The sequence below is a fragment of the Micromonospora sp. WMMD736 genome (assembly GCF_049179015.1).
Taxonomy (GTDB): domain Bacteria; phylum Actinomycetota; class Actinomycetes; order Mycobacteriales; family Micromonosporaceae; genus Micromonospora.
Window position 1 is genome coordinate 5,555,340 of record NZ_JBMHMI010000001.1, and the last position, 21,906, is coordinate 5,577,245.

Here is a 21,906-nt window from a genome sequence, read left to right on the forward strand (position 1 = left end):
GACCAACGACCCCGCCGTCCTACAGGCGCGAGGTGACGACCGCCGCCCGCTAGATCGGAACTAGCGGGCGGCTTTCCGGGACGGAATGTCGGTGGCATCGGCTTGACTGGGGTCGACGAAGGGGACGGAATGACGCAGGTACGCATCGAACCGTGGCACGAGGATGATCTCCATCTGCTGCGGCAGCTCAACTCACCGGAGACGCGCCAACACACCGGCGGCCCGGAGACCGACGAGCAGGTGCTCGCCCGGCACGACCGGTACGTGCGCTTCGCCGAGGGCGGGCAGGGGTGCATGTTCACGGTGGTGCTGCCGGACGGCGCGCGGGCGGGCAGCGTCGGCTACTGGGCCCGCGAGTGGCGCGACCAGCCGGTGTACGAGTTGGGCTGGGCGGTGCTGCCCGCGTACCGGGGGCAGGGCCTGGCCACCGCCGCGGTCCGCGCGGCTCTCGACGTGGCTCGCGCCCGACGGGACCGGCGTTTCGCGCACGCCTACCCGTCAGTCGACAACCCCGCCTCGAACGCGGTCTGCCGCAAGGCGGGCTTCACGTTGCGGGGAGAGACGGACTTCGAGTACCCGCCCGGGCAGCTCATGCGTGTCAACGACTGGCAGCTCGACCTGACCGCCCCGCCTACCGGCGGCTGAGGTCGGCGGGGCGGCCGGCGCGGCTCACCAGGGGAGTACGCCGTACCCGCCACCGGCGTCCATCTGGAAGCCCCAGAGCAGACCGCTCGGCCCGTCGGCCGGCAGCGTCGCCAGGTGCACGCTCACCTCGGCGCCCTGCTCCGGCGTACGGAAGCCGCTGTTGCCGTTCAGGTCGGTGGCGCAGTAGCCGGGGTTCGCGGCGTTCACCTTGATCGGGGTGTCCCGCAGCTCCTTGGCGTACATGGCGGTGAGCATGTTCAGCGCCGCCTTCGACGACGGGTACGGCACGGAGGTCAGCGCGAACAGCGCGCCGTCCGGGTCGGTCATCACGGCGATCGAGCCGACCTCGCTGGAGACGTTGACGATCCGCGCCGCCGGTGCTTGGCGCAGCAGCGGAAGCAGCGCGTTGGTGACCGCCACCGGGCCGAAGACGTTCGTCTCGTACAGCCGGCGCATCGTCGCCAGGGTCGTCTCGCTGGGCAGCCCGCGGGTACCGTCCGCGAGCACGATGCCGGCGTTGTTGACCAGCACGTCGAGCCGGTCGTACTCGGCTCCGACGAACGTCGCGGCGGCGGCCACCGACGTCGCGTCGGTGACGTCCAGCGGCACGAACACCGCGTCGGCGCCGCCGTCGCGCAACTCCCGCTCCGCGGCGCGGCCCCGCTCGGCGTCCCGCGCGCCGAGCAGCACGGTCATCCCGAGAGCGCCGAGCTGCCGGGCGGTGGCGAGACCGATTCCCTTGTTGGCCCCGGTGACCAGGGCGATCATGTTCGTCATGCCGTCGAGCCTGTGCCCGAGGACGGCCGGTGGGGAGAGACGCCGCGAGGCTGGGACCGGCGGTACCACCCTGGCCGACCCGGTAGGCGGCATGCTGGGGGGCATGACGAGCAGCGGCCTGCGTCGTGAGGAACTGGCGGCGTTTCTGCGCGCCCGCCGCGCCCGCCTGCGGCCCGCCGAGGTCGGCCTTCCCGACGGGGTACGGCGGCGAACGCCCGGACTGCGTCGGCAGGAGGTCGCCCAGCTCGCCGGTATGTCGATCGACTACTACATCCGGTTGGAGCAGGGCCGGGGACCGCACCCGTCGCGGCAGGTGCTGGCCGCGCTGGCGCGGGCGCTGCTGCTCAATCGCGACGAGCGGGAGTACCTGTTCCGTATCGCCGGGGAGAACCCGCCCTCGGCCGTCGGCCCGAGCCGCGAGGTGCCGCCCGGGCTGCGGCACCTGCTCGACGCCATGACGGAGACCCCGGCGTACCTCGTCGACGCCGCGTACCACGTGTTGGCGTGGAATCGACTGGCCACGCACTTCGTGGGGGACCTCGCAGCCGTGCCACACGCGGAACGCAACATGATCCGCTGGACCTTCCGGCAGTCGATCTCCGACGCGCACTGGTCCGATGACGACGCGCGCCGGTTTCTGCACACCACGGTCGCGGACCTGCGGGCCGCCTACGGCCGCTACCCAGCCGACCCGGCGATCCGCGAGCTGGTCACCGAACTGCTCGGCGTCTCGCCGCGCTTCGCCCAGCTGTGGGCCGAGCACGAGGTCGGGGAGCGCCGTCCCGTGGTGAAGCGGGTCGCCCATCCCGAGCTGGGGCCGCTGGAGTTCGAGTGCCGGGTGCTGCTGGTGCCGGAGACCGAGCAACGGCTGATCGTCTACGTCGCCACGCCCGACTCGCCGACCCAGGCGGTGTTCCGCCGACTCGCCGAGCGTGTCGACAGCTGACCCGACCGCGAACAGCGTGCTGCCCCGGAGTCACCACTCCGGGGCAGCACTACCCACAGGTCAGCGGGGTACGTAGGCGAAGGTGTCCGGGTTGGGGCCCTGCCGGCCGGCCTCGCCCTTGTCCAGGCCGGTGATCCGCTCCATCGCCGTGTCGTCCAGCTCGAAGTCGAAGATCCCGGTGTTCTCCTCGATCCGCTTCGGCGTGGTCGACTTCGGGAAGATGATGTCGCCGCGCTGCACGTGCCACCGCAGTACCACCTGTGCCGGCGTACGGCCGACCTGCTCGGCGATGTCGACGACCGTCGGGTCGTCCAGCACCTTGCCCTGCGCGATCGGCGACCACGCCTCGGTGAGGATGTTGTGCTGCCGGCCGTAGGCGCGGACCTCGTCGTTGGTGAAGTACGGGTGCGCCTCGATCTGGTTGACCGCCGGCACCACGCTCGCCTCGTCGGCCAGCCGCCGCAGGTGCGGCACCTGGAAGTTCGACACGCCGATCGAGCGGGCGCGGCCGTCGCGCTGGAACTCCTCCAGCACCTTCCAGGTCGAGACGTAGTCGCCGTCGTACAGGGTCGGCAGCGGCCAGTGGATCAGGAACAGGTCGATGTAGTCCATCTTCAACGCCGACAGCGTCGAGTCGAACGCCTTGCGGGCGTCGTCCGGGCGGTGGAAGCCGTTGCTCAGCTTGCTGGTGATGTACACCGAGCCGCGGTCCAGGCCGGACGTGCGGACGGCCTCGCCGACCTCGGCCTCGTTGCCGTACATCTCGGCGGTGTCGATGTGCCGGTAGCCCACCTCGAGCGCCGTGCTCACCGCCGCGGCGGTGTCCTTCGGCTCGATCTGGAACACCCCGAAGCCGAGCTGCGGAATCGTGGTGCCGTCATTCAGGCTGATGTCAGGAATCGTGAATGCCACTGCGGCTCCTTCGCGTCTTCGTTACCCGTCATCCATACCCGGGCGGATGGACGATTCACCGCCCAAAGCGAGGTGACGAGCGCAACGGCGATTCGGTTCACCCGGTCGGGTCAGCCGGCGGCCAGCTCCGCCAGGGCGCGCACCGACTTCCAGTTGCGGGTGGTGCCCACCACGCCGAGCTGCTTCTCCAGGTACGCGTTGGTGAACTTCGTCCGCCCGTAGCCGCCGTCGGGGAAGTGCAGGAAGACCTCGCGGCCGGTCACCGTGAACGCCACGTTCTCGCCACCGGGCACGGTGAGCGCGTCGACCGCCGACTGCTTCGGAGCGGTCGCGAGGAAGGCCACCAGCAACCGTTTCGGGTCGTCGTCGATCTCGGCGTACGGGTTGCCGCCCGCCACCGCCGCCAGCTCCCGGCCGCTGCGCACCAGCACCGGCACGGTGAGCCCCAGCTCGTCGGTGAGCGCCCGCTCGATGCCGGCGGCGAGCTTCTCCGCGTCCCGTACGGAGCTGCCGAAGGCCACGTTGCCGCTCTGCAGGTACGTCGTGACGTCGTCGTGGCCGAGGTCGGTGACGATCCGGCGCAGATCGGCCATCGCGAGGCGGGTGCTGCCGACGTTGACCCCGCGCAGCAGGGCGACGTACCGGGTCATGGCTCCTCCATCGGACGCGCGGGCGATCCGGCCAGCTTAAGCCGGTAGGCCCCCGCCCCGCCGGGACCGATCGGGCCCCTTTCGCCAGCTACTCCGCGACCGGCAGCACGACCTCGTTGCGGCGCAGGAACCACGGCTTCCACGGTGGGTCGAAACGCGCGTACCGGATCGCGCCGCCGGGTTGCAGCCCGGCGGCGGTCACCGCGCGGCCGAGCATGGTGGCCCGCTGGCCGAACGCCCGCTCGGTCCACCGGCCGGAGAAGCGCATCGCCGCCGCCAGTTGGGCCGCGACCTCGTGGATCCGTACCCGGGCGTCCACCGGCTCGGGCACCGTCGCGGCGGTGACGGTGGCCGGCAGGACGAACTGGATGAGGTACGCGCCCGGCCGCTCACCCTCGACCTGGACGACCGGCAGCGTCATCGGGATCTTCGCCGCGCCGTCGGCCGTCGACATCATCGGCACCGCCGACCCGACCGGCTGCCGGGCCCGGTTGGCGCCCCCGACGTACGCGGCCAGCGGCCGGAACGCCTCCATCGGCGCCCGGGTGAACGAGGCCTGGACCCGCATCTCGGCCACCAGGTGAGCCGGGTAGCGGCGCAGCTCGAAGCCGGGGTGTCGGGACACCACCCGGTACGGCTGCTGCTCGGTCATCGCGCGCTCCCAGGATCTTCTGGGACTGACGCTACCGCCCCTTGGGCTCCCGCTCGGTCGAAGTCGGCTGTCCCGCCCGGGGAACGACGGTCCGCCAGTACTGGCGGCTGCCCTCGTCGCGCAGCACCACGCCGAGCCGGCCAAGTTCCCGGCGCAGCTCCCGTGCGTCGTCGCGGCGGTCCCGTTCGAGTGCCCGCGCGCGGGCGCGCAGCAGCGCGTCCGCGCCGATCGGCAGCCCGGGCAGGTCGGGCACCCACAGCCGGTACGCCGAGCGGTGTGGGTCGTCGTCCGTCCAAGCCCAGCCGTGCGCGCGGAACGCCGCCGCCAGGTGGGTCGCCGGCAGGTCGGTCGACTCCCGGACGAGTTCCGCGCCGTCGCCGTCGAGCAGCACCAGGTGCTTGTCGACCAGGAAGGCGACCCGGGTGTCGGCCCGTGCGACGGTGTGGACCTGGTCGGCGCGGCGCAGCCGGACCTGCGTGGTGTCCACGGTGACGATCAGTCGTTCGGCCGTGCCGACTCCGGCGACGAACAGGCCGCCCAGGACGCCCACGGCCGCCGCGCCGAGGGTCGCCTGCGGCTCCGGCAGCCGGTCCAACCACCTGACGAGGTCGCCGAACGGCACCCAGGACAACCGGGTCAGCCATCCTGTCGACGCGGCGAGGAGCCAGCCCGCCCCCGCGCCGAGCAGCGGGAAGCCACCCCAGAGGACCACCAGCTCCAGCGGACCGCCGCTGACCACGGTGCGGGGACGGTAGCCGGCCGCGTCCATGGTCAGGACACCTCGCGGCGTAGCGTCCGGACCAGGCCGGCGGCCAGCGGAAGGACCATCCAGGCCAGCAGGGACACCGCCAGCCGTCCCCACTGCTCGCCGGTGAGCGCATCGTTGCCGAACAGCGGTTCCATGGTCCGGCTGGTGTCCAGCCACTCGGCCGGGCCGCGCAGGGGCCGGACCATCCCGCCGAGCACCGACCAGAGGGTCGGTAGCAGCAGGTAGCCGACGATCGCCAGCGGCGGGTTGAGCAGCAGCAGACCGAAGGCGGCACCCATCAGCACTCCGGTCACCTGGACGAGCGCCCCGTTGAGGATCAGCGTCGCGTCGACCTGCCAGGTGCCCGCACCGCCCGTGGCCGACGCGACGAGCGTCCCGACGGCCCCGACGGCCACGGTGACCAGCAGGGAGGCGAGCGCGGCCAGCACCATCGCGAGCAGCTTCGCGGTCACCACCCGCTCCCGGCGGGGCACCAGCGCGTACGTGGTGAGGGCCGTGCGCTGGGACCACTCGCTGGTGATCGACAGGATGCCCAGCACCGGCAGCAGCACGTTGACGGGCAGCAGCGAGGTGGCGAAGAACGTGAAGAAGGTCTGCTCGGCGTCCTCGGCGTAGATCAGCAGCAGGGTGACGACCGCGACGACGATCAGACCGATGGTGATCAGCATCCAGCGGCCGGCCCGGGTGTCGACGAGCTTGCGCAGCTCGACCGCGGTGAGCCGGAGCAGCGACGGTCGGCGTACCCCGGAATGCTGCCGGGGCGCGACGGCGTCGGCGGCGGGCGCGGTGGTGGTGGTCATCGGACGGCCTCCCGGGTGGATTCGCCGGCGGTCAGGGTGAGGAAGAGCTGTTCCAAGCCGCCGCTGCCGGCCGGGCGCAGCTCGGTCAGCGCGACGCCGGCATCGGCCGCGGCCTGGCCGACCGCCTCGGCGTCGGCCTGCACGAGCAGGCCGTCGGCACTGTCGGTGGCCGTCAGGCGGGCCGCGTCCAGAGCTCGGCGCAGCGCCGCGCCGTCGCGCGCCCGCACCACCGTCCCGGCACCGGCCAGCAACTCGCCCTTGTCGCCCTGGGCCACGATCCGGCCACCCCCGATCACCACCAGCCGGTCCGCGACCGCCTCCACCTCGCGTAGCAGGTGGGAGGAGAGCAGCACCGTGCCGCCCCGGTCGGCGAAGTCGCGCAGCAGCCCGCGCATCCAGAAAATCCCCTCCGGGTCCAGGCCGTTCGCCGGCTCGTCGAGGATCAACACCCGGGGGTCACCGAGCAGCGCCTGCGCCAGGCCGAGCCGCTGGCGCATGCCCAGCGAGTACGCCCGTACCCGACGCTTCGCGGCCACCGCGTTCAACCCGACCAGGTCGAGCTTCGCGGCGACCTCGCGCTTGTCCAGACCCATGGTGTACGCGGACAGCGTCAACGCCTCGCGGCCCGTGCGACCCGCGTGCTGGGCGGAGGCATCCAGCAGCACGCCGACCTCCCGCCCCGGGTTGGGCAGCTCCCGGTACGGGTGCCCGGAGACGGTGGCGCGGCCGGCGGTCGGTGTGGTCAGCCCGCAGATCATGCGCATGGTGGTCGACTTGCCGGCGCCGTTGGGCCCGAGGAAGCCGGTGACGGTGCCCGGTTCGCACTGGAACGACACGTCGCCCACCGCCGGGTGCGGCCCGTACCGTTTGGTGAGGTTCTCCACGGTGATCATGCGGTCGAGCCTGCCGCCGCCGCCCGGCCATCCGCAGCGGCCACCGGTCGACCCGAGCGTCGACCTTGGTCGACGCTCGGGTCAAGACTTTGGTAGCTGGTTGTCGACGCCCGTTGCTGCCTAGCATGGGCGCGTGACCAGCATCGCCGTCCCCGAGCACCCCTGGCTGCTGCCGGGGGAGCTGGTAGTGCCGGCGAAGCCCGAGCGCGCCCGTCCGCGTCGCACCACCCGCGACTGGGTGGTGGACAGCCTGGCGTTCCTGATCAGCCTGCTCTGGGTGCTGTTCGCCACCGCCGACGGCCTCTCGCCCACTCCGGAGGCGGCCGTCCCGCTTCCGCACGACTGGATGGTGGGTGCCGACGCCCTGATCGGGCTGGTCTGCTGCGGTCTGCTCTGGCTGCGCCGCCGGTGGCCGCTCGGGCTGGCGCTGGCCACCCTGCCGCTGAGCATGTTCTCGATGGCCGCCGCGATCCCGCTGCTGATCGTGTACTTCACCGTCGTGGTGCACCGACGCACCGCCGTCGCGGTGGCGGTCACCGGTGTCGGCCTGCTCACCAACCTGGTCTTCAGCTGGGCGCGTCCCGATCCGGCCATGCCGTACTGGCTCACCGTGTCCTGGGGCGCGGTGATCACCCTGGCCGTGCTGGCCTGGGGGATGTTCGTCCGGGCCCGGCGGCAGTTGATCGTCTCGCTGCGCGAGCGCGCCGAGCGGGCCGAGGCCGAGCAGCAGTTGCGCGTCGCCCAGGCCCGCCACCTCGAACGCACCCGCATCGCCCGGGAGATGCACGACGTGCTGGCCCACCGGATCTCCCTGCTCAGCCTGCACGCGGGCGCGCTGGAGTTCCGGCCGGACGCGCCCGCCGACGAGGTGGCCCGCGCGGCCGGGGTGATCCGGGGCAGCGCCCACGCCGCCCTGCAGGATCTGCGGGAGGTCATCGGGGTACTCCGGGCCGAGGGCGACGGCACCGGCGACGCGCCCGAGCCACCCCAGCCCACCCTCGCCGACCTGCCGGCCCTGATCGACGAGTCGCGGACGGCCGGGGTGCGGGTCAACGTCAGCGACAGTGTGGCCCGGTCGGAGGAGGTGCCGGCGGCGCTGGGACGGGCGGCCTACCGGATCGTGCAGGAGGGTCTGACCAACGCCCGCAAGCACGCGGCCGGCGCTGCCGTCACCGTCGACGTGACCGGTGGCCCGGGCAGCGGGCTGACCGTGGCGATCGTCAACCGGTGGCCGGTGGGCGCTCCGGCCGGCGGCACGCTCCCGGGTGCGGGCACCGGCCTGGTCGGCATCAGCGAACGGGTCACCCTGGCCGGTGGCCGACTCGCCTACGGGCGGGACGACACCGGCGACTTCCGGCTGGCAGCCTGGCTGCCGTGGCCGGCGTGACCGCCCCGACCGGCGGGCCTGGCGCTCCGGACGTTCCCGGCGCCGGTGCCGAATCCGGCGCGACCGGCGGGTCGGAGCCGGTACGGGTGCTGATCGTGGACGACGACGCGCTGGTCCGGGCGGGGCTTTCGATGATCCTCGGCGGCCTGCCGGATCTACGCGTGGTGGGCGAGGTGGCCGACGGCGGCGAGGTGCCCGCCGCGGTCGCCGCGTACGCCCCGGACGTGGTCCTGATGGACATCCGGATGCCCCGGGTGGACGGCCTGGCCGCCACCGAGGCGGTGCGCGGGCAACCGAACCCGCCCGAGGTGCTGGTGCTGACCACCTTCGACGCCGACGAGCAGGTGCTGCGGGCGTTGCGCGCCGGAGCGGCCGGCTTCCTGCTCAAGGACACCCCGCCGGCAGACATCGTGCACGCGATACGCCGGGTCGCCGCGGGCGAGGCGATGCTCTCCCCGTCGGTGACCCGCACGCTGATCAACCACGTGACCGTCGCCAACCCGGGTCAGCCCGGTCCCGATCCGCGACGCGAACGGGCGCTGCGGCTGCTCGCCGCGCTCAGCGAGCGGGAACGGCAGGTCGCGATCGCCCTGGGTCGGGGTTGCACCAACGCGGAGATCGCGGGGGAGCTGTTCATGAGCGTCGCGACGGTGAAGGCGTACGTCTCCCGGCTGCTGACCCGACTCGACCTCAACAACCGGGTCCAGGTGGCCCTGCTCGTGCACGACGCCGACCTCGTCTGAGCCCGACCGTCGGCGTGCTGTCGCCGGAGGATCTGCTTACCGCGTACCGGAATTGAACCTTCGGCCGATGCCGGCCGTACCAATGCCCGAGGATGTCGGTGCGGTGGGTCCGCCGTACCGCTGCCGAGCTGCGGGAGGCCTGCCGTGCGTGTTGGTGAGCAGTCGACGGATCCCATCGACCAGGTGCTGGGTGAGGTGCCGGTACCGGCACCCCTGACCCCCGAGGATGTCCGGCTGGCGGTCCGGGCGGTGGTCGTACACACCGCCGAGGAGTGGCCGACCGGACCGCTGTGCCGCAACGACGGCGCGTCCTACCCGTGCCGGCTGCACCGCTGGGGGCGTCGGGTCCTGACGGAGCACGGCCTCAACGAGCGGCAGATCGAGGCGCTGATCCGGCACGGCAATCCGTTCGTGCACGTGCCCTTCCCGTTCACCGCGACGGGGCCGTCGTCCGGGCGTCCCGCCGCGCGTCCGGCCGCGTCCGCCGGCTATCCGGCGCCGCCGCCCGGCCGGGCCGGACTACCCGCGCGACACCAGGCCGCGCGTGCCACCCCCACGGGGGTACGACCCGCGCCTGCCGGCCGCCCGGTGAGTCCCGGTGTCGCCGCGCCGCGCTGGCCCCGGGCGAGCTGAGCGGCGTCACCCCACGGCCCGCTCTGCCCGGGGCGACAGGGCGTCGGCCCGACGCGACGGTTTTCCCACCGCGTCGGGCCGACGTTCCCGCCGACCGACCGCCTCAGTCGTTGCCAGCGCCGATCCCGCAGTCCGGCGCGGACCAGCTCGTCGTGTTCGAGCTGTTGTCGCTGTTGTTCTCGCGCCGCGAGTCGACGTGCACGTGGTCGTCGTGGTCGGGGTAGCCGGGCCCGTAGATCCCGCTGAAGCCGTGGTTACGGGCGTCCCGCGCGACCGTGCACAGGGACGACGTCCGTGAGGTGACGTCGGCCGCGTGGCCGTACAGGTGCTGGCTGTCCGACGCGCCGCCGACCTGGTTGTTACAGGCACGGCTGCGGAAACCGCTCGTCACGTTCAGCGGCTTGTCGCCCAGGCTCTTGCGCAATGCCTCCAACTTCCACATGGTGCGCAGCGCGTTCTGCTTGGTCTGGGCCGCCGACAGCGGACCGCCGCTCCACCCGCTGCCCCCGCACCCGTTGTCCAGCTCGCTGTAGCTGAAGTGCGCGGGCGTGCAGTCGTTGTCCTGGAGTTGGTACAGCTTGGCGTACGTCTGCGGGCCGGCGATGCCGTCGGCACGCAACCCGTACGCCTGCTGGAACCGTTTCACCGCGGCGGCGGTCTTCGGTCCGTAGCGGCCGTCGTTCTCGACGATGTCCCGGTAGCCGGCCCAACCGGCGACCCGGATCTGCAGCTGACGGACGTCGTCGCCCGAGCGCCCCTGGTAGAGGTTGCGGTTCCAGGTGTAACAGCCGTCCGCGTACGCTGCCGGCGCGGCGACCACCGAGGCGATCGCTGCCCCGGGCAATGCCAGGGCGAAAGCGACAGCAACTCGCTTCAAGGTGTTTACGCGCACAGAAGTCCTCCCGATAGGAGAGCGAATGGGGTGGCTCTGGGACATCGACCGAGACGTCCCGCGATTTCCACCCTCGCACTGATCAGTGCGCTTGGCGGCAATAACGAGAATTGTCCTCATGATTCGCCTGTTCCTGGGCGCTACCTGTGAATTCGGCTGATTTGCGAAACAGCCATTCCCCCCGATCGGCCCGGGAGCGCGAAAACGGCACCGAACGTCGCATTCGGTCGCACCCAGGGTGATGTTCCTTCCCGCTGGGCGGCCGGTAACGTCAGGCTCGGGCGGCGAACTGGCGGAGGTGCGCGTGGCACGCGGTGGCGTCTTCTGTGTCGAGGGTCAGTGGCACCGTGACCTCAACGAACGCGGCTCCGTGCTGCCCACCCTCGAACTGCTGGAGCGACTCGGCAAGATCCGCTTCATCCACAAGGACGCCGCGACCCGCGACGAGCTGTTCTACTTCCTGGACCGCTGGCTGCTCAAGCAGTACGCCGACCACCGCGTCGGCTTCTTCGCCATGCACGGCGAGCCGAGCCGGCTGTGCCTCACCGACTGGCAGTCGGTGGAGTTGAACGAGGTGGCCGAGTTGATGGCCGGCCGCTGCGAGGGGCGGCGGCTCTACTTCGGCAGCTGCTCGGTGCTGCGCGCGTCGGACGCGGTGCTGCGCGAGTTCCTGGAGGTCACGGGAGCCGCCCTGATCTGCGGTTTCACCCGGGACGTCGACTGGGTTGAATCGGCTGCCTTCGAAACCGTCCTGCTCGACGTGCTGGCCAACGGGCAGCGGCACAACGCCGCGGAACTGCGGATGGGCTCGGCGCACTGGGCGCCACTCGCCTCGTACCTCGGCTTTCGGGTGATCTATGCCAACGGCCGGGCATGGCGCCCGGCCGGCCGGCCCCGCGTGCCCACCCAGGCGGTGCACCGCGCCGCCGCCGACCCCCGCTGACCCCCACCGCCCACGGGCCCGCCGCCGGCCTGGTAGGAACGAGTGATGGCGCGCAGCATCGCGAAGAACACCCGGGTCGACCGGGACACCCTGCTCGACTTCCTCCGGCCGCGACACCGCGTCGTGCTGATGACCACCCGGGCCGACGGCCGGCCGCAGTCCTCCCCGGTCTCCGCCGGCATCGACGGCGCGGGTCGGCTGGTGGTGTCCACGTACCCCGAGCGGGCGAAGGTGACGAACATCCGCCGCGACCCCCGGGTCTCGGCGTGCGTCCTCTCCGACGACTGGAACGGCCCGTGGGTGCAGATCGACGGCACGGCCGAGGTGCTGGACCTGCCCGATGCGTTGGAGCCGTTGGTCGAGTACTTCCGCAGCATCTCCGGCGAACACCCGGACTGGGACGACTACCGTGCGGCGATGGTGCGTCAGGGCAAGTCCCTGATCCGGGTGACCATCGACGCCTGGGGTCCGATCGCCACCGGCGGGTTCCCGGCGCGCCTCGCCGACTGACCACGCACTCCCCTCGGCCCGCCCGCCCTCGCCAGGCAGGTGCGCTGTCGAGCTGCCCCGGATGTGGGGCGGGCGATGGCGGTGTGGGTTCGGGGTGTGGAGGTGGCGTGCTGTCGAGCTGCCCCAGATGTGGGGCGGGCGACGACGTCTGGGGCCGTGCAATCCATCAGGATGCGGATGCGGACGCGGATCGGGAGGCGGCGAGTGCCGGTGCGCGGGTGCCGTGCTGTTGCCCGCGAAGCGTGCTCTCTGGCCTTGCCGCGTCTGCCCCATATCTGGAGCAGCTCGACAGGGGGGTGAGGGGTAGGTCCGCCCGCCCGCCGCCCGCCCGCCCGCCGCCCGCCCGACCGTCGCCGGCCGCCCGACCCCCGAGCGCCGACCGCCCGGCCGGTCAGTAGGCGGCGGTGAAGCGGGTGTCGACGTACTGGGGCTGCTCGATCTCGTCGACGATCGCTACCGCGAGATCCTCGTAGGTGAGCACCGACCGGCCCTGGTCGTCGGTGACCGGCTCGTCGGTGCCCGTGCGGTAGTGCCCGGTGCGCTCGCCGGGGTGGAACTCCAGCGGCGGCGGCGAGACGTAGGTCCAGCGCACCCCGTCGGCCGAACTGCGGTAGTAGTCCAGCGCGTCGGCCTGGCCCAGCGCCGAGTCGCGGTACTGCTCGGGGAAGTCCGGTTCGTCGAGGAAGCGCGTGCCGCGCGGGGTGAGCAGGGTGGACCCGCCACCCAGATGGATGATCCGGGGCGCGGCCGGCATGGACCGCAGGGTGGTCACCAGGGTCTCGGCGGCCGTACGCCAGAGCCCGCGCTCACCGCCGCCGATGGCGACCACCAGCGCGTCCGCGTCCGGTGCCAGCTCCCGCACACTGCGCTCGCTGGTGGCGTCGCCGGTGACCGTCCGCACCCCGTCCGCCAGGTAGGAGGTCGCCTCCGGCCGGCGGACCGCGGCGATCACCCGGTGCCCCCGGTCGGCGGCTTCGGCGACGACCCGCGATCCGGCGGTGCCGCCCGCGCCGAACACGACGATGGTGCTCACCAGCCCAGGCTAGGGCCGGCTCGCTCCGGAGATGCCGTTATGACGAACCCGGTCGGGCGTTCGGGGGACCGGCCGACTGGCGCGGGTCCACTACGGTGAGCCGAACAAGATCCATTGACCTGAACGAACGGGGAATCCATGAAGCACCTCTCCGCCCGTCGCCGGCTGCTCGCCTGGACGCTGCCCGCCACCCTGGCGCTCGCCGTCGTCCCGGCCCTGCCGGCGCAGGCCGCGCCGGTCAACACGCCGACCACCGCCGTCACCGGCCCGGTCGACAAGGACCTCAACGGTGACGGCGTACCGGACCTGGTGACCGCCGGCGGCACCACGACGGGCCTCGACTCCGGCGTCTGGACGGCGCGGGGCCGGATCAACGCGACCACCGGCGTCGGTACCGGCCGGGTGAAGGTCCCGGCGGTGAACATCGGCATCTACGGCAACGGCGTCACGGGCAACCCCTCGCCGGCCGACTTCGACGGCGCCCAGATGATCACCGGCACGTTCTTCGGGACCGCGAACCAGGACTTCCTGGCCTACTACCCGAGTGGCAACAACGCCGGTGGCGGCGTCATCGTCAAGGGTCTCGGCGACGGTACGATGTCCAGCCCCTACAACGCCAATGTCAGTCTCATGCGTGATCTCATGCTCGACGACTACGGCAACGCCCCGATCCAGCTCGTCAACGGATACGTGGCGGACGGCGTCGGCGACTACATCCCCGACCTGATCGGAATCGTCGGCGACACGACGAACGGTTACCGACTGTCCTACTACCCGAGCGTCTGGGCGGCGGGACTCTACTTCCGGGTCTCGTTGAACACCGCCACCCCGACCGGTGGCAGTGACTGGCAGAACTGGACCCTGGCCAGCACCCAGTTGCCCTCGGGCGTGGCACTGGTCCTGCGCAACGCCACGACCGGCGACCTGTACCTGTGGCAGGGCGTGACGATGACCGACAACGGCGACGGGACCGGCGCGCTCGCCTACAGCCAGTACCGGCTCGCCTCGGGCTGGAACACCGGCGTGGCAGTCAGCAGTCTCCTCGCCGCCGACATGAACGCCGACGGTGTGGCCGACCTGTGGGCGGTGTTCCCCGACGGCAGCGTGCAGGCGTACCTGATCTCGAACCTCTCCGTCACCAAGCCGGCGAGGATCCGCGCGATCCAGCCGCAGCAGCTCGGCTGAGCTGCGGGTGTGGGTCCGTCGGCGACGGACCCACACCCTCAGTCGACCAGGGCGGCGTAGACGAGTTGGCGCAGCTGGGAGCGGAGGGGGTAGGTGCTCGACGGCAGGAGCTGGGTGAACAGCAGCGCGGTGACCTCCTCGGTCGGGTCCACCCAGAAGGCGGTGCTGGCGACCCCGCCCCAGTAGTACTCGCCGACGCTGCTCGGCACCCGGCTCGGGATCGGGTCCTCGACGACCGCGAAGCCGAGGCCGAAGCCGATCCCGTCCAGGGTGCTCTCGGCGAAGCCGCCCGTGGACAGAGTGCCCAGGTCCTGCCCGCCCGGGAGGTGGTTGCGGGCCATGAAACGCACCGTTCGTGGCCCGAGCAGGCGTACGCCGTCCAACTCGCCGCCGCGCAGCAGCAGCTGGGTGAAGCGGTGGTAGTCGGCGGCGCTGGAGATCAGGCCGCCGCCGCCGGAGAGCAGGCCGGGCTTGTGGTGCGCGAGAGCGCCGAGTCGGTCGTAGCGGACGGCCTGCCCGCTGCGCGGGTCCGGCGCGTACAGCGCGGCCAGGCGCTCGGCCTCGTCGCCCTCGACCCACCAGCGGGTGTCCGTCATGCCCAGCGGAGCGAAGATCCGGTCGGCGAAGAAGGCGTCGAGGCTCTGCCCGGAGACCACCTCGACCAGCCGACCGAGCACGTCGGTGGCGACCGAGTAACCCCAGGCCGAGCCGGGCTGGAACAGCAGCGGCAGTTCGCCGAAGGCCGCGCAGGCGGTGGCCAGGTCGACGTCCGCGGGCGGGTACAGGTCGTAGCCAGCGGCCCGGTAGAGCCCGTCGACCACCGACGTCTGCATGAAGCCGTACGTCAGGCCGGCCGTGTGGGTGAGCAGGTGCCAGACCCGGATCGGCTCGGTCGCCGGCACCGTGTACGGCTTGAGCGTCGAGCCCTTGGAGTAGACCCGCAGGTCGGCGAACTCGGGCAGCCAGCGACTGATCTCGTCGGTCAGCTCGAAGCGGCCCTCCTCCCACAGCATCATCGCCGCGACCGAGGTGACCGGCTTGGTCATCGAGTAGATCCGCCAGAGCGTGTCCGCCTCGACCGGCGCACCCGACTCCCGGTCCCGCAGGCCGTACGTCGAGGAGTGCGCCACCTCGCCGCGGCGGGTGACCACCACCTGCCAGCCGGCGAGCCGGCCGTCGTCGACGTACCTGCCGAAGTGCTCGTCGATCCGGGCCAGCCGCGCCGGGTCGAAGCCGATCTCATCCGGGTCCTTGCTCCGCGCCACACTCACGCCGCCGAAACTACTCGCCGGTATGCCGCCGCCGGAAGGGGCGGCTCCCCGGTGCCGTCGGTCGGCGGCACTAGCCTGGCCGGATGCCGACGTTGACCGAGGACGTGACCTTCCGCGACGAGGACTGGTACGGCGAGGAGCTGGCCGACCGCCACTTCGTGGCCTGCGAGTTCTTCGACGTGGACCTGACCGAGGCGGTCACCCGGGGTGCGGTCTTCACCGGTTGCACGTTCGGCAACGTGCGGTTCAACGCGTCCCGGCACCTCGACTCGGCGTTCACCCGCTGTGTCTTCACACGCTGCAACTTCTTCGAGGCCGAGTTCACCGGCTGCAAGCTGGTGGGCAGCACCTTCGTCCAGTGCGAGCTGCGCCCGTTGCGCGTCGACGGCGGCGACTGGTCGTTCGTCGCGCTGCCCGGCGCGGACCTGCGCGGCGTCCGGCTCAGCGACGTGCGGATGCGCGAGGCCGACCTGACCGGCGCCAACCTCACCGGCGCCACCGTGACCGGCGTCGACCTCTCCGGAGCGCAACTTCAGCGCTGCCGCCTCGGCGGTGCCGACCTGCGGCGCAGTGATCTCACCGCGCTCGACCCGACGTCGGTCGAGCGGGCCGGCGCGCTCGTGGACGTCGAGCAGGCTGTCGTCATCGCGCAGGCGCTCGGCTTCCGGATCGGCTGACTCCCGGTCGGCCAACCGCTGTCCCATACCGTCCCGATCCGGACTGGACACGTCATGCTGTCCCGATTTAGCGTGTCGACCACGCCGGTGCAATCGTGAACGACCCACAGTGGACGGTCGATCCGTCACGTGCGGTGGCGGTCGGGCGGCAACGTGGAGGGGTCGGTGGCGGACGAGGACCGTACGCAGGATGGTTCGCGGGCCGGGGACGAGCCGGCCGCGCGACCCGCGTCGCACCGGCCGCGCTCCGCCGTGGCCGGACTGGGTCACCGGGCGCTGCGCCGGCTCGCCCGCGCCCGGCAACGGCGGCGTTGGGCACTGGAGGGGGTCGGCGCGGTCGTCTGCCTCGTGGTGCTCGTGGCGTACCTCGGCACGCGATCCGGCCCGGATTCGGGCGACGCGACGGTCGGCGACCCGGGCGGCGTGCCCGCCGGCGCCGCCCGTCCGACGGGCCTACCGGGCGCGGACGGACGTACCGGCGACACCGGCCCGGCGCTGCCGGGTCTGCGACCCCGCCAGCGGCCACCCTCACCCGAACCGACCCCGTCGACCAGCCCACCTGCCCCTGAGTCGGCGAAGCCGGCCGGGCCACTGCTGTCGGTGACCCGCGCCGAGGTGCCCGCCGAGGTCGACCTGACGGCGGTGGGCACCCGGGACTGGATGCACTGGGGACCGCGCGGCGGCAGCTCGACGGTCCGCAAGCAGTCCGGCTCCGGGGAGATCGTCGACGGGGGCGGAAAGGGCCGCCGGGTCGGCTGGGACGGCAACCAGGAGGTCGTCCGCTGGTCCGACGGCGCGCCCGACCGGTGGGACCGGGGCAGCTCCGAGGGTGTCTACACCTGCGGCGTGGGCAACGGGTTCAGCCTGGCGGTCGTGGGCAGTGGCGCTCCTCGCACGGTCCAGGTGTACGCCGGCATCTGGATGGCGCGCGGTCGGCTCGACGTGCGGTTGTCGACGGGCGGGCCGGTCAGCACCCTGCGTCTGGAGGACCCGTACACCAGTCAGAGCGCCCAGTTCGTCATCCGGTTCGCGGCGCCGAAGGACGCCCGGCTGATGGTGAGCTGGACGGTCGAGAAGGTCTACACCGAGCACTGTGGGAACGTCGGCCTCCAAGCCGTCGCGCTGCACTGAGCGGGACAGTTTGTCCGTCGCCCTCCGTCGGTGACGACGTAACTTTCTGCTGTCCCCGTTCACCTTCCACTGTGGAGGCAGCGCAGATGAGCAGCAGTACCGCCCACCGCGTCCGTCCTGCCGTCTCTTCCGGCATCGACGAGCCGGAGGTGCTCCGTGACATCCCCCTCCCGCCGTACGTGACGGGCGAGGATGCCCAGTTCGCGGTGCGCGCGGTGGTGGTACACGCACCCCGGCGCTGGTCCGGTGGGGTGGTCTGTCGCAACGACGCCAGCCCGCACCCCTGCCGGCTGCACCGGTGGGGCACCCGGGTGTTGACGCTCCGCGGCCTGCACGCCGCCGAGATCGCCGCGCTCATCGAGCGCGGCGATCCCACGGCGGTGCCCCCCACACCGAAACGCCCCGCCTGATCCGCGGGCCGATCGGTCATTGCCCTTCGCGGTGTCCCGGTCGGCCGAGCGCTCGTTCGTGCCCGCCCCAGTAGTGCCGTTGCCCGCCCATCACCAGCGGGGCCACCAACGCGGCGAGCGCCCCGCCGAGCAGCGGGAAGACGATGAACACCCAGAGTTGACGGAGCGCCACTCCGCCCTCGAAGACCGCCGGACCGAAGGCGCGGGCCGGGTTGACCGCCGCGCCGGTCAGCGTCACCCCGACGAGCTGGGTGGTGGCCAGGGCCAGGCCGATGGCCACGCCCGCGATGCCGGGGTTCTCGCTGCGACTGGTCACCACGAGCACGACCAGGACGAAGAGGAAGGTCAGCACGATCTCCAGTACGGCCGCGCCGCCCCGGTTGATGTGCGCGCCGTACCCGTTCGAGCCCAGCGCCCCGGTCTGGTCCGCGACGTCACCCCATCGGGTCAGTGCCCAGAGCAGGAAACCGGCCACGGTCGCCCCGGCGAACTGCGCGATCCAGTAGGCGACAGCGCCGATCACCGAGATCTTGCCGGAGAGCAGGACGCCTAGCGTCACCGCCGGGTTGACGTGACTGCCCGAGAGCGGGCCGATCGTGTAGACGAGGGCCAGCATGACGAACCCGAAGGCCAGCGCGACGACCACCACGCCGCCCTGGACCCGCGCGGCGACGGCGGCGCCCACGCCGAAGAAGACCAGCAACAGGGTGCCGAGAAATTCGGCCGCCGCGCGACGGGCGTCATCCATCATTTACTCAGCGTAAGGATAGTTCCGCTCGCTGGTGGGCAAATCAGGGCCGTGACCAGCGCACAAGCGAGTGCGGTACTGATCCGGCTCTATTTGACGTATCGCTCGGTAGCGGGCACCGTGGGCTGGGAAGGGGCCGGTCAGCCGCCCCGATTCGACGCGACGGCGATGACCGTCCGTTTCTCCCGTCGCCTCCCACGCGTGCTCGTGCGCGGGCCGATCGTCCGCCTCTGCGCGACCACCGACCGCGAGCCGAGAAACCACGAGGAGTTCCACACATGCTCACCATGACCGACAACGCCGTGCTCGTCATCCGTGACCTCGCGAACCAGCAGGACATGGCCCAGGACGGTGGCGTGCGGATCGCCGCCGACACCGACGCCGGATCGCTCACCGTGGAGCTGGTGCCCGAGCCGGAGCAGGGTGACCAGGTCGTCGACAACCAGGGCGCGCGGATCTTCCTCGACCCGGACGCCGCCGAACTGCTCGGCGACGCCTCGGTGGACGCCACCGTCGACGACGAGGGCATCATCCAGTTCGGCTTCACCGAGAAGCAGTAAGGGCTCTCACCGGGGCGATCGCCCCCGCTGCGGCGGGCCCGGCCGGGTGCCCCACCCCGACCGGCCGGGGTCGTCGGGTCGCAGCAGCGCGGCGAGCACGTGCGCCAGATGGTGCGACGTGCTCCACGCCGTCCAGTTGGCGGCCGACCCGGCGCCGGCCCCTCGACGTGCGCGGCGCAGCAGCTCGTGGTCACCCCAGGAGAACGCCGCGCCCACGCTCGAAAAGTGCGGTGCCGCCACCAGCATCCGGCACAGGTCGGCGAAGCGGTCGTCGCCCCGGCCGCCCCGGCGCGACCAGCGGTAGACCCACCAGCCGTCGTCGGCCGTGTACCGCACGGTGGGTAGCCGGTCGCCGGGATCTCCCGAGTCGGGCAGCGCCGAACCGACGCCGTAGTCGCCGTAGTCGACCCCGACGTCGGCCAGCCGCTGCCAGAGCTGCCAGTCCCAGCGTTCCAGTCGTACCGGCTCGTCGGTGGGCAACCGGGACAACGTCGGCGGCATACCGCCCGCCGCCACCGTCGCCGAGCGCCAGGCGTGGCGACGGGCCCAGTCCAGCAGTCGCCGTACCCGGGGCTCCGCCACCCGCACGTCCGCCGGGCAGCAGACGTCGCCCGCGTCCACCAGCAGTTCGCACTCCTCCGGCGCGAGGCCGGTGTACCGCCAGATCCGCTCGACGGCGGTCGTGTCGGCGTCCGGGCCCGCCCGGTCGTGCGCGGCCCGCACCCGGACCAGCGCCCGCCGGGCGTACGACCGGGCCGCCGCGCCGTGCGCGACGAGCCGCCGCTCACTCTCCGCGAGGCCGATGACGGGCATCAGCGGTACGCCCCACCGAACCAGCTCCGTGTCGACCGAATCGGGGTGGGCGGTCACGTCGACGGCCGGCAGCAGGCCGACCGGTAGTCGGCGCAGCGCGTCCCTCGTGGCGCGGTCGACGGCGTTGACCTCCAGGATCGGCGCGACGAGCGGGGCAGCCGCGGGATCGAGGTGGGTCAGGGCTTCCAGTTCACCGCGTCGGTGGCTGGCGAGGATGGGGCGGTAGACCGGCGCCACTGCCCGGCCCCCGTGGGCGGGCACCATACTTCAATCTAGTCAGGCATTCGCATGCCTCCACACTTTCCGGTACCGAAAATCCGCTGTCTGGCTGTCGGTTCGGCGACTACGCTCGCGCGATGTCCACGTCGCCGTACCGTTACCGCTCCGCAGACGAGGACAGCGCCCGCTGGGTCGGCTTCGGATTCCGCGACGGCGACATCGTGATCAGCACCCGCTCCAAGAGCGGCACCACCTGGATGCAGATGATCTGCGCGCTGCTGGTGCTGGGCACTCCGGAGCTGCCGGCGCCGCTGTCCGAGTTGTCGCCCTGGCTGGACTGGTTGGGCGAGCCGCGGGACGTGGTGTACGAGCGGTTGGCCGCGCAGCCGCACCGCCGGTTCATCAAGACGCACACCCCGCTGGACGGGGTACCGCTCGATCGCCGGGCGCACTACGTGGTGGTGGCGCGGCACCCACTGGACATGGCCGTCTCCCTCTACCACCAGGCGGGAAACCTGGATCGGGCCCGGATCGCGGAGCTGACCGGTCAACCCCCGCCGGCAGGGACGTCGCGTGCCCGTCCGTCGCTCGGGCAGTGGCTGCCGAGCTGGGTCGACCACGAGGTCGACCCACGCGCCGAGCTGGACTCGCTGCCCGGCGTGTTCTGGCACCTGTGCGATGCCTGGGCGCGCCGGCACGAGCCGAACATCACGCTGGTGCACTACGACGACCTCCGCGCCGACCTGGACGCACAGATGCGACTGCTGGCCGACCGCTGGGGTGTCGAGGTGCCCGCCGGGCGGTGGCCCGTGCTGGTCGAGGCGGCCACGTTCGACCGGATGCGCGAGCGCGCCGACCAACTCGCCCCGGACACGCTCGGCGTGCTGCGGGACCGTCGGGCGTTCTTCCGTCGCGGCGGTTCGGGGCAGGGCCGCGACCTGCTCGACGCGGCTGCATTGGCCCGCTACGAACAGCGGGCGCGGGCGCTCGCCCCGCCGGACCTGGTCGCCTGGTTGCACCGCGACGGCTGAGACGTACCGGAGGACGAGCGCGCGGCGCCGCTCCGACCGTGGTCGTCACGTCGCCGCGCTCTGGCCGTCTCCCACCACCGCAGCCGTTCGGCGGTACGCCAGCGGGGACCTGGCTCGACCGGCCGTTCGCGCCGGTCAGCGTTGTCGATCCCCGGTCGCCGCGGATCCAAACCTGCCGACCGTGGGGAATTCCACCATCTGCCAGTCCCGGCGTGACGCGTGACCGAACGGGGTATGAGCGGGCCATGGAGCATTTCACGATCGCGACCGTCGCCGAGAAGAGCCCTGACTTCCGGCGGGTGCTGTGGACCGGCGAGCACACTCAGTTGGTGATCATGACGATTCCGCCGGGCGGGGAGATCGGCGAGGAGGTACACGAGGGCATCGACCAGATCCTGACGTTCGTCAGCGGGACGGGCGAGGCCCGGGTCGCCGGTGAGAGGCGGGAGGTCGTCGCGGGAGACCTGGTCGTCGTCCCGTCCGGAACCAAGCACAACTTCGTCAACACCGGCCCGAACCCGCTGGTGCTCTACACCGTCTACGGCCCTCCGGAGCACGCCGACCAGGCTGTGCACCACACCAAGGAGGAGGCCGACCGGGCCGAGGAGGCCGGCGAGGACGAACCGCCGACGGCGTGACCGCGTCGGCCTGAACCGGGCCGATCGGGGTACGCGCG

Annotated in this window: 26 protein-coding genes; 14 read left to right on the top strand and 12 right to left on the bottom strand. The window is 72.1% G+C overall.

Going from position 1 to position 21,906, the window contains the following annotated elements; genetic code table 11:
* Positions 1-129 precede the first annotated feature (129 nt).
* Positions 130-645, top strand: coding sequence for a GNAT family N-acetyltransferase (locus ACN269_RS25100; protein ID WP_421474719.1), 516 nt, complete (start codon positions 130-132; stop codon positions 643-645).
* Positions 646-669: 24 nt separating this feature from the next.
* On the opposite strand, the gene ACN269_RS25105 is transcribed toward ACN269_RS25100, so the two are convergent.
* Positions 670-1,422 carry an SDR family oxidoreductase gene (locus ACN269_RS25105; protein WP_421474720.1) on the bottom strand — a complete coding sequence of 251 codons (753 nt, stop codon included), beginning with the start codon at positions 1,420-1,422 and terminating at the stop codon, positions 670-672.
* 103 nt (positions 1,423-1,525) lie between these two features.
* Between ACN269_RS25105 and ACN269_RS25110 the strand changes: the two genes are divergently transcribed.
* Entirely contained in the window at positions 1,526-2,368 is an 843-nt protein-coding gene (locus ACN269_RS25110; protein WP_421474721.1) for a helix-turn-helix transcriptional regulator, read from the top strand.
* Between the two features lie 60 nt (positions 2,369-2,428).
* Here ACN269_RS25110 and ACN269_RS25115 read toward each other — a convergent pair whose 3' ends face one another.
* The 6 genes from ACN269_RS25115 to ACN269_RS25140 form a co-directional block, all read right to left on the bottom strand.
* Positions 2,429-3,280, bottom strand: a complete 852-nt coding sequence (locus ACN269_RS25115) for an aldo/keto reductase (RefSeq protein ID WP_421474722.1) — start codon at positions 3,278-3,280, stop codon at positions 2,429-2,431.
* 110 nt (positions 3,281-3,390) lie between these two features.
* Positions 3,391-3,930: a DUF1697 domain-containing protein gene (locus ACN269_RS25120; RefSeq protein WP_421474723.1), complete on the bottom strand. Its 540-nt coding sequence runs from the start codon at positions 3,928-3,930 to the stop codon at positions 3,391-3,393.
* Positions 3,931-4,018: 88 nt separating this feature from the next.
* Positions 4,019-4,582 (bottom strand): SOUL family heme-binding protein, encoded by a 564-nt coding sequence (locus ACN269_RS25125; protein WP_421474724.1) that lies wholly within the window; start codon positions 4,580-4,582, stop codon positions 4,019-4,021.
* 31 nt (positions 4,583-4,613) lie between these two features.
* On the bottom strand, positions 4,614-5,351 hold the full coding sequence (locus ACN269_RS25130; protein WP_421474725.1) for a YqeB family protein: 738 nt from the start codon (positions 5,349-5,351) through the stop codon (positions 4,614-4,616).
* 2 nt (positions 5,352-5,353) lie between these two features.
* Complete coding sequence (locus ACN269_RS25135) at positions 5,354-6,151, bottom strand: ABC transporter permease (protein ID WP_421474726.1); 798 nt, start codon at positions 6,149-6,151, stop codon at positions 5,354-5,356.
* On the bottom strand, positions 6,148-7,044 hold the full coding sequence (locus ACN269_RS25140; protein WP_421474727.1) for an ABC transporter ATP-binding protein: 897 nt from the start codon (positions 7,042-7,044) through the stop codon (positions 6,148-6,150). The genes ACN269_RS25135 and ACN269_RS25140 overlap by 4 nt, the downstream gene beginning before the upstream one ends.
* A gap of 133 nt (positions 7,045-7,177) precedes the next feature.
* Here ACN269_RS25140 and ACN269_RS25145 point away from each other — a divergent pair, with 133 nt between their 5' ends.
* From ACN269_RS25145 to ACN269_RS25155, 3 genes are all read left to right on the top strand, one after another.
* Positions 7,178-8,431 (top strand): sensor histidine kinase, encoded by a 1,254-nt coding sequence (locus tag ACN269_RS25145; protein WP_421474728.1) that lies wholly within the window; start codon positions 7,178-7,180, stop codon positions 8,429-8,431.
* Positions 8,410-9,174: a response regulator transcription factor gene (locus ACN269_RS25150; protein WP_421476556.1), complete on the top strand. Its 765-nt coding sequence runs from the start codon at positions 8,410-8,412 to the stop codon at positions 9,172-9,174. Before ACN269_RS25145 ends, ACN269_RS25150 begins: the two co-directional genes overlap by 22 nt.
* A gap of 144 nt (positions 9,175-9,318) precedes the next feature.
* Positions 9,319-9,807 (top strand): hypothetical protein, encoded by a 489-nt coding sequence (locus ACN269_RS25155; RefSeq protein WP_421474729.1) that lies wholly within the window; start codon positions 9,319-9,321, stop codon positions 9,805-9,807.
* A 103-nt stretch (positions 9,808-9,910) separates the two neighbouring features.
* On the opposite strand, the gene ACN269_RS25160 is transcribed toward ACN269_RS25155, so the two are convergent.
* Positions 9,911-10,699: a D-Ala-D-Ala carboxypeptidase family metallohydrolase gene (locus tag ACN269_RS25160; protein ID WP_421474730.1), complete on the bottom strand. Its 789-nt coding sequence runs from the start codon at positions 10,697-10,699 to the stop codon at positions 9,911-9,913.
* Positions 10,700-11,003: 304 nt separating this feature from the next.
* On the opposite strand from ACN269_RS25160, the gene ACN269_RS25165 reads away from it, so the two are divergent.
* Together ACN269_RS25165 and ACN269_RS25170 are read left to right on the top strand one after the other, a co-directional pair.
* Complete coding sequence (locus ACN269_RS25165; protein WP_007456059.1) at positions 11,004-11,642, top strand: DUF6642 family protein; 639 nt, start codon at positions 11,004-11,006, stop codon at positions 11,640-11,642.
* 45 nt (positions 11,643-11,687) lie between these two features.
* Entirely contained in the window at positions 11,688-12,152 is a 465-nt protein-coding gene (locus ACN269_RS25170) for a PPOX class F420-dependent oxidoreductase (protein ID WP_421474731.1), read from the top strand.
* A 391-nt stretch (positions 12,153-12,543) separates the two neighbouring features.
* Here ACN269_RS25170 and ACN269_RS25175 read toward each other — a convergent pair whose 3' ends face one another.
* Positions 12,544-13,185: an NAD(P)-dependent oxidoreductase gene (locus tag ACN269_RS25175; RefSeq protein WP_421474732.1), complete on the bottom strand. Its 642-nt coding sequence runs from the start codon at positions 13,183-13,185 to the stop codon at positions 12,544-12,546.
* Positions 13,186-13,323: 138 nt separating this feature from the next.
* On the opposite strand from ACN269_RS25175, the gene ACN269_RS25180 reads away from it, so the two are divergent.
* Positions 13,324-14,370 (top strand): hypothetical protein, encoded by a 1,047-nt coding sequence (locus ACN269_RS25180; protein ID WP_421474733.1) that lies wholly within the window; start codon positions 13,324-13,326, stop codon positions 14,368-14,370.
* A 38-nt stretch (positions 14,371-14,408) separates the two neighbouring features.
* Here ACN269_RS25180 and ACN269_RS25185 read toward each other — a convergent pair whose 3' ends face one another.
* On the bottom strand, positions 14,409-15,641 hold the full coding sequence (locus ACN269_RS25185; protein WP_421474734.1) for a serine hydrolase domain-containing protein: 1,233 nt from the start codon (positions 15,639-15,641) through the stop codon (positions 14,409-14,411).
* An 83-nt stretch (positions 15,642-15,724) separates the two neighbouring features.
* On the opposite strand from ACN269_RS25185, the gene ACN269_RS25190 reads away from it, so the two are divergent.
* From ACN269_RS25190 to ACN269_RS25200, 3 genes are all read left to right on the top strand, one after another.
* Positions 15,725-16,318, top strand: a complete 594-nt coding sequence (locus ACN269_RS25190) for a pentapeptide repeat-containing protein (protein WP_421474735.1) — start codon at positions 15,725-15,727, stop codon at positions 16,316-16,318.
* 165 nt (positions 16,319-16,483) lie between these two features.
* Complete coding sequence (locus ACN269_RS25195; protein WP_421474736.1) at positions 16,484-17,449, top strand: hypothetical protein; 966 nt, start codon at positions 16,484-16,486, stop codon at positions 17,447-17,449.
* An 86-nt stretch (positions 17,450-17,535) separates the two neighbouring features.
* Positions 17,536-17,859 carry a hypothetical protein gene (locus tag ACN269_RS25200; RefSeq protein ID WP_421474737.1) on the top strand — a complete coding sequence of 108 codons (324 nt, stop codon included), beginning with the start codon at positions 17,536-17,538 and terminating at the stop codon, positions 17,857-17,859.
* 16 nt (positions 17,860-17,875) lie between these two features.
* Here ACN269_RS25200 and ACN269_RS25205 read toward each other — a convergent pair whose 3' ends face one another.
* Positions 17,876-18,610 (bottom strand): MIP/aquaporin family protein, encoded by a 735-nt coding sequence (locus tag ACN269_RS25205; protein WP_421474738.1) that lies wholly within the window; start codon positions 18,608-18,610, stop codon positions 17,876-17,878.
* 275 nt (positions 18,611-18,885) lie between these two features.
* Here ACN269_RS25205 and ACN269_RS25210 point away from each other — a divergent pair, with 275 nt between their 5' ends.
* Positions 18,886-19,167, top strand: a complete 282-nt coding sequence (locus tag ACN269_RS25210) for an adhesin (RefSeq protein ID WP_421474739.1) — start codon at positions 18,886-18,888, stop codon at positions 19,165-19,167.
* A gap of 6 nt (positions 19,168-19,173) precedes the next feature.
* Here the strand turns inward: ACN269_RS25210 and ACN269_RS25215 are convergent, their stop codons facing one another.
* The gene (locus ACN269_RS25215) at positions 19,174-20,244 is read right to left on the bottom strand and encodes a beta family protein (protein ID WP_421474740.1); all 1,071 of its coding nucleotides are present in this window, start codon (positions 20,242-20,244) and stop codon (positions 19,174-19,176) included.
* Between the two features lie 92 nt (positions 20,245-20,336).
* On the opposite strand from ACN269_RS25215, the gene ACN269_RS25220 reads away from it, so the two are divergent.
* On the top strand, positions 20,337-21,230 hold the full coding sequence (locus tag ACN269_RS25220) for a sulfotransferase domain-containing protein (protein ID WP_421474741.1): 894 nt from the start codon (positions 20,337-20,339) through the stop codon (positions 21,228-21,230).
* 245 nt (positions 21,231-21,475) lie between these two features.
* Positions 21,476-21,868 (top strand): cupin domain-containing protein, encoded by a 393-nt coding sequence (locus ACN269_RS25225; RefSeq protein WP_421474742.1) that lies wholly within the window; start codon positions 21,476-21,478, stop codon positions 21,866-21,868.
* Positions 21,869-21,906 lie beyond the last annotated feature (38 nt).

Excerpts from the sequence above, each read along its gene's own strand:
- ACN269_RS25100 (WP_421474719.1), top strand. The coding sequence starts at position 130 with ATGACGCAGGTACGCATCGAACCGTGGCACGAGGATGATCTCCATCTG.
- ACN269_RS25105 (WP_421474720.1), bottom strand. The coding sequence starts at position 1,422 with ATGACGAACATGATCGCCCTGGTCACCGGGGCCAACAAGGGAATCGGT.
- ACN269_RS25110 (WP_421474721.1), top strand. The coding sequence starts at position 1,526 with ATGACGAGCAGCGGCCTGCGTCGTGAGGAACTGGCGGCGTTTCTGCGC.
- ACN269_RS25120 (WP_421474723.1), bottom strand. The coding sequence starts at position 3,930 with ATGACCCGGTACGTCGCCCTGCTGCGCGGGGTCAACGTCGGCAGCACC.
- ACN269_RS25125 (WP_421474724.1), bottom strand. The coding sequence starts at position 4,582 with ATGACCGAGCAGCAGCCGTACCGGGTGGTGTCCCGACACCCCGGCTTC.
- ACN269_RS25130 (WP_421474725.1), bottom strand. The coding sequence starts at position 5,351 with ATGGACGCGGCCGGCTACCGTCCCCGCACCGTGGTCAGCGGCGGTCCG.
- ACN269_RS25135 (WP_421474726.1), bottom strand. The coding sequence starts at position 6,151 with ATGACCACCACCACCGCGCCCGCCGCCGACGCCGTCGCGCCCCGGCAG.
- ACN269_RS25140 (WP_421474727.1), bottom strand. The coding sequence starts at position 7,044 with ATGATCACCGTGGAGAACCTCACCAAACGGTACGGGCCGCACCCGGCG.
- ACN269_RS25170 (WP_421474731.1), top strand. The coding sequence starts at position 11,688 with ATGGCGCGCAGCATCGCGAAGAACACCCGGGTCGACCGGGACACCCTG.
- ACN269_RS25180 (WP_421474733.1), top strand. The coding sequence starts at position 13,324 with ATGAAGCACCTCTCCGCCCGTCGCCGGCTGCTCGCCTGGACGCTGCCC.
- ACN269_RS25190 (WP_421474735.1), top strand. The coding sequence starts at position 15,725 with ATGCCGACGTTGACCGAGGACGTGACCTTCCGCGACGAGGACTGGTAC.
- ACN269_RS25200 (WP_421474737.1), top strand. The coding sequence starts at position 17,536 with ATGAGCAGCAGTACCGCCCACCGCGTCCGTCCTGCCGTCTCTTCCGGC.
- ACN269_RS25205 (WP_421474738.1), bottom strand. The coding sequence starts at position 18,610 with ATGATGGATGACGCCCGTCGCGCGGCGGCCGAATTTCTCGGCACCCTG.
- ACN269_RS25210 (WP_421474739.1), top strand. The coding sequence starts at position 18,886 with ATGCTCACCATGACCGACAACGCCGTGCTCGTCATCCGTGACCTCGCG.
- ACN269_RS25215 (WP_421474740.1), bottom strand. The coding sequence starts at position 20,244 with ATGGTGCCCGCCCACGGGGGCCGGGCAGTGGCGCCGGTCTACCGCCCC.
- ACN269_RS25220 (WP_421474741.1), top strand. The coding sequence starts at position 20,337 with ATGTCCACGTCGCCGTACCGTTACCGCTCCGCAGACGAGGACAGCGCC.
- ACN269_RS25225 (WP_421474742.1), top strand. The coding sequence starts at position 21,476 with ATGGAGCATTTCACGATCGCGACCGTCGCCGAGAAGAGCCCTGACTTC.